Below are 4,479 nucleotides of genomic sequence, written 5' to 3' on the forward strand. Positions count from 1 at the left end.
CGCGTCGTCCCCGAAAACGGCAACCCGGCCGCGTTGGCCTTGATGGGCAAGGTGTTTGCGCTGCGCCCACACTTCGAATGGCGTGGGCTGGGATTCATTTCGCAAAGCGCACTGCGGCTGCACGACGATTTCGCCGAGTTCGACGCCGAACTGCGGTTCGCGATGCCCGGCGTGCGGGTCGCCGACCCCAAGGCATGCCAGTGCGGCGAGGTGCTCAAGGGCGTGCTCAAGCCCTGGGAATGCAAGGTTTTCGGTACCGCGTGCACACCGGAGACGCCGATCGGCACCTGCATGGTGTCACCCGAGGGAGCGTGTGCGGCCTACTACAACTTCGGCCGGATGCACCGCGACGCGGTCAAGCTGGTGGGCCGCACGTGACCGTCAACGCCGAGCTCGACACTGCCGGTGTCGAGATGTTCGCGCGCTACGCCCATGCCCCCAACGCACTGGGCTACTGCGGCCCCCCGCTCGACGCCACCTTGCGCGACGGATCACTCGACGAGGTCCGTCACGCGGCAACGATGTTCTCCGGCGCCTGGCCGTATCTGCGGGTGCTGTCGCGGCTGACGGGCATCGCCGATCCGCTGGATTACCGGCTGGTGCAGTCGTATTGGCTGGGCGGCGGTGTCGGCGCCGACCTCGACCCGCGCGAACTGTTCGACTCGCTGCTGCAGATCATCGGCCCGCAGGCCGGCCGGTACTGGTCGCACCTGACCGCGGGGCTGGCGCGCGAGGCCGCCGGCAATCATTGCTTCCACGTATTCGGGGTCTACCCGTGGACCCGCTTTCTGGGTCGTGGAATCGGCGAGCACCCGCTGAGCGTGCTGGACAACTGCAGAATCACCTGGGGCACAGTGCTTTCCCGTGACAGCGAGAACATCCAGGTGTTTTGCCGCCGCCTGGTGTGGGATGGGCGGGTGCTGAGTTTGTCCGAACCGTCGGCGCGGCCACTCGACATCTGGGTCGATGGGTACAGCGCAATACCCGACGTGGCAGCCGGTGACCAGATCGCGTTCCACTGGGGTCGGCTGTGCGGCCGGCTGCAACCCGGACAGGTCCGTGCATTGACCGAGAGCACCCGTCGTCAACTCGACCTCACCAACGAGCGGCTCGCCGTCAGACAGCCGCATCACCCTGGCACCGTGGGCACAACCCGCGCAACGTGAGACCCGCCCGCTCGGACAGCGCAAATGAGCTGCCCGCCATCGCATGTTCGAGCGCGGCGGCCAATCGTCGCGCCGGCACCTCGATGATGGAACCGCATTCGGTGCACACCGCGTGATGATGCGGGTCGGTGGCCAAGCCGTAGGTGGTGACGCCGCCGTCCAGCGTCAACGCGTGCAGCACACCCTGATCCACCAACGTCGTCACGGTCCGGTAGATCGTCGCCATATCCGGCGCCTGGTCGTCGGACGGCACGCAGTCGTGTAGCCGCCGGTCGATCTCTGCCACCGAAAGGTGACTGTGGACGGGCTCGAGCACGGCGAGGACCGCGATGCGCGACGCCATTCGGCGCAGACCGTGCGCCCGCAGCAGCTCGCCGATCCGCTCGATGACGGCCGGATCCAAAGCCGAGGGCCTGCCCACCCGTCCAGTATCACGCACGCAGCGCCCCGTGGCTGCCAGACTGACAGCTATGGCCGGTTCGATCTGCGATGTGCTGCCTGCCGCGGCTACGTTGCTGTCCGTCGACGGGGCGGTGGACGCGTTGGGGGTGGCCGCCCGAATCGGCGACGTGCGACGCGTGGTGGTCGTTCTCGTCGACGGGATGGGCTGGCACCTACTACCGGAACTGGCCGCCGACGCACCGCTGCTGGCGTCGGTGCTGGCCGGCGACGCCGGCCGGCTTGATCAACTCGCCTGCACCTTCCCGTCCACCACACCGACCAGCCTGGCGTCGTTGGCCACCGGGGTCGCCCCGGGCCAGCACGGGATTCTCGGTTTCACCGTCAAGCTGCCCGAGACGGACCGGGTGCTCAACCATATCGGGTGGCGTAAGGATCCGCCGCCCAGCCAATGGCAGCCCATCCCAACATGGTTCGAACGGCTGCAATGGGCCGGCGTCGGCGCTCGTGCTGTGCTGCCCGCGGCGTTTCTCGGCAGCGGCCTCACCGAGGCGGCATACCGTGGCGCCCAATTGCAGGCCGCGACCAACGACGACGACTACGCCCAGCTCGTGGTCGACCAGCTGCGGGCTGAGCCCGGACTGGTCTACGCCTACACCGCCGTACTCGACACCGCGGCGCACCTGTTCGGCGTCGGCTCACCGGAGTGGCACGCCGCCGGCGCCTACGTGGATAGGTTGCTCACCCGGCTGGTCGAGGCGTTGCCACCGGATGCGGCTCTGCTGATCACCGCGGACCACGGCGGGTTGAATGTGCCCGAATCTCAGCGAATCGACCTTGACGCCGATCCACGGTTGAGCGCCGGGGTACGCGTCGTTGCCGGCGATCCGCGGGTGCGCTACCTGCACACCGAGCCGGGCGCGACGTCCGACGTGATCGCCGCCTGGCGCGAGCTGTTGAATGGGCGAGCCGATGTGCGCAGCCGCGACGACGCCGTCACGGCTGGGTTCCTCGGATCCGTGCGACCCGAGCACCTGCCGCGGATCGGCGATGTTGTCGTCAGCTGTCTGGGTGACACGGCGGTGCTGGCCGGCGCCCACGAGCCGCCGGAAGTGGCTCAGCTCATCGGCTTCCATGGCGCCGGCGACCCGGTCGAAATGGCAATCCCGCTGATCACCTTCCAGGGCTGAGCGAAGCGCTGCAGCGTATCCGACTGCCCGAAATTCCACCTGTGAAATACTTGCAGAATCCTTGCGAATCATCTGCAAGTGGTTTACCTCCGATACTGGCCCGGGTTCATATCCAGATGGGACGCGACATGGCCGCTAACACACTCCGCAGGCCATCCCCGTCGCGCCCTCGACTACGCTTGGCTTTGACGCCCGACGAGTGGCTGCGACTGGGGTCGATGTTCGCGATCATTATCGCGCTACATGTAATCGGTTGGGGCACAATGCTCCTCGTCGTCGAGCCGGCTCATTTGAGCATCGGGGACAAAGCGTTCGGTATCGGCATCGGCCTGACCGCCTACACACTGGGGCTACGCCACGCATTCGACGCCGACCACATCGCCGCGATCGACAACACCACCCGAAAACTGATGAACGACGGCCAACGGCCGCTTGCTGTCGGCTTCTTCTTCTCGCTGGGCCATTCTTCGGTGGTTTTCGGGCTGGCACTGCTCATCGCCTTTGGACTCAAGGCCATCATCGGACCCGTCGAGCAGGACTCTTCGGCCCTGCATCACTACACCAGCCTGATCGGCACCACCATCTCGGGCGTGTTCTTGTACCTGATCGCCATCATCAATGTGGCCATCCTGGTGGGCATCCTGCGCGTCTTCGCGCAGATGCGCCGCGGCCGCTACGACGAAGACGAGTTCGAAGCGCAGCTGAACAGTCGCGGGCTGCTCAATCGGCTGCTCGGCCGATTCACCAAATCGGTTAGGGCGTCGTGGCATATGTATCCGATCGGGATGCTGTTCGGCTTGGGCTTTGACACCGCGACCGAAGTCACGCTGCTGGTGCTGGCCGGCACCAGCACCGCCGCCGGCCTGCCCTGGTATGCCATCGTGTGCCTGCCAGTGCTGTTCGCGGCGGGCATGTGCCTACTGGACACCATTGACGGCTCGTTCATGAATTTCGCCTACGGCTGGGCGTTTTCCAACCCCGTCCGCAAGGTCTACTACAACATCACCATCACCGGTCTGTCGGTGATCGTCGCGCTGCTCATCGGCAGCTTCGAATTACTCGGGCTGCTGGCCGGGCAGTTCGGCTGGACCGGTGGATTCTGGAGCTGGCTCAGCAGTGTCGACCTCAACACGATTGGTTTTGCCATCGTTGTACTGTTCGTGGTCACCTGGGCCGGCGCCCTGCTGATCTGGCGCTACGGGCGCATCGAGGAAAAGTGGACGGTACAGGCCGAACGCGCCGGCTGAGACGCGTCAAAGAGTCGACTTGGGTTCACCCCAGGTCGCGCTCGCCACCATGCCCGACCCGGGTGCCAAACCCAAGATCGTCACAGCCTTGAGCTGAGCCGGCGGCTTTCGCCGCCGAGACAAATCGATGACCGCAGATTTTGATCCGGTCGCTGTTGCGGTGCCAGCTGTCTGTAATCAGCTTGCGCCGAAACATATTTCACGCAAGTCCGCGCCTCGGGCTTGCGGCGTCGTCGTGCGCCCTAATGCAAAGGAAACAAACCATGTCGTTCGTATCCATCTTACCGGAAAGTGTGTCCGCTGCAGCGGACAACCTTCAATCCGTCGGCGTGAGACTTCAAGCGCAGAACACCGCAGCGGTGGGGCCGACCACCGGTCTGATCCCGCCCGCCTCCGACGAGGTATCCGCCTTGACAACAATGCAATTCGCTGCCCATGCACACGCCTACCAGGTGGTTAGCGCACAGGCCGCGGAAA

Annotated in this window: 5 protein-coding genes and 1 pseudogene; 5 read left to right on the forward strand and 1 reads right to left on the reverse strand. The window is 65.4% G+C overall.

Translation table 11 applies throughout. The features are described 5' to 3' along the window. Both AC2VOU_RS03185 and AC2VOU_RS03190 read left to right on the forward strand, forming a co-directional pair. A pseudogene (locus tag AC2VOU_RS03185) lies at window positions 1-378 on the forward strand (hydrogenase formation protein HypD); the annotation flags it as partial. After that, a complete protein-coding gene (locus AC2VOU_RS03190; RefSeq protein ID WP_486956052.1) occupies window positions 375-1,166 on the forward strand; it encodes a DUF6390 family protein in 792 nt (263 codons plus the stop codon). The pseudogene AC2VOU_RS03185 and the gene AC2VOU_RS03190, both read left to right, overlap by 4 nt. Here the strand turns inward: AC2VOU_RS03190 and AC2VOU_RS03195 are convergent. Next, the gene (locus tag AC2VOU_RS03195) at window positions 1,117-1,605 is read right to left on the reverse strand and encodes a Fur family transcriptional regulator (RefSeq protein WP_486956053.1); all 489 of its coding nucleotides are present in this window, start codon (window positions 1,603-1,605) and stop codon (window positions 1,117-1,119) included. The two genes, AC2VOU_RS03190 and AC2VOU_RS03195, sit on opposite strands and share 50 nt — an antisense overlap. Window positions 1,606-1,636: 31 nt before the next feature. Here AC2VOU_RS03195 and AC2VOU_RS03200 point away from each other — a divergent pair, with 31 nt between their 5' ends. The 3 genes from AC2VOU_RS03200 to AC2VOU_RS03210 all read left to right on the forward strand — a co-directional run. Next, window positions 1,637-2,755, forward strand: coding sequence for an alkaline phosphatase family protein (locus AC2VOU_RS03200; RefSeq protein WP_486956054.1), 1,119 nt, complete (start codon window positions 1,637-1,639; stop codon window positions 2,753-2,755). Window positions 2,756-2,883: 128 nt separating this feature from the next. Beyond that, entirely contained in the window at window positions 2,884-4,002 is a 1,119-nt protein-coding gene (gene nicT, locus AC2VOU_RS03205) for a Nickel transporter NicT (protein WP_486956055.1), read from the forward strand. 263 nt (window positions 4,003-4,265) lie between these two features. After that, window positions 4,266-4,479 (forward strand): PE family protein (locus tag AC2VOU_RS03210; protein WP_486956056.1); only part of this gene is annotated, 214 nt, incomplete at its 3' end.

Source organism: Mycobacterium sp. TH-M25, assembly GCF_057473665.1.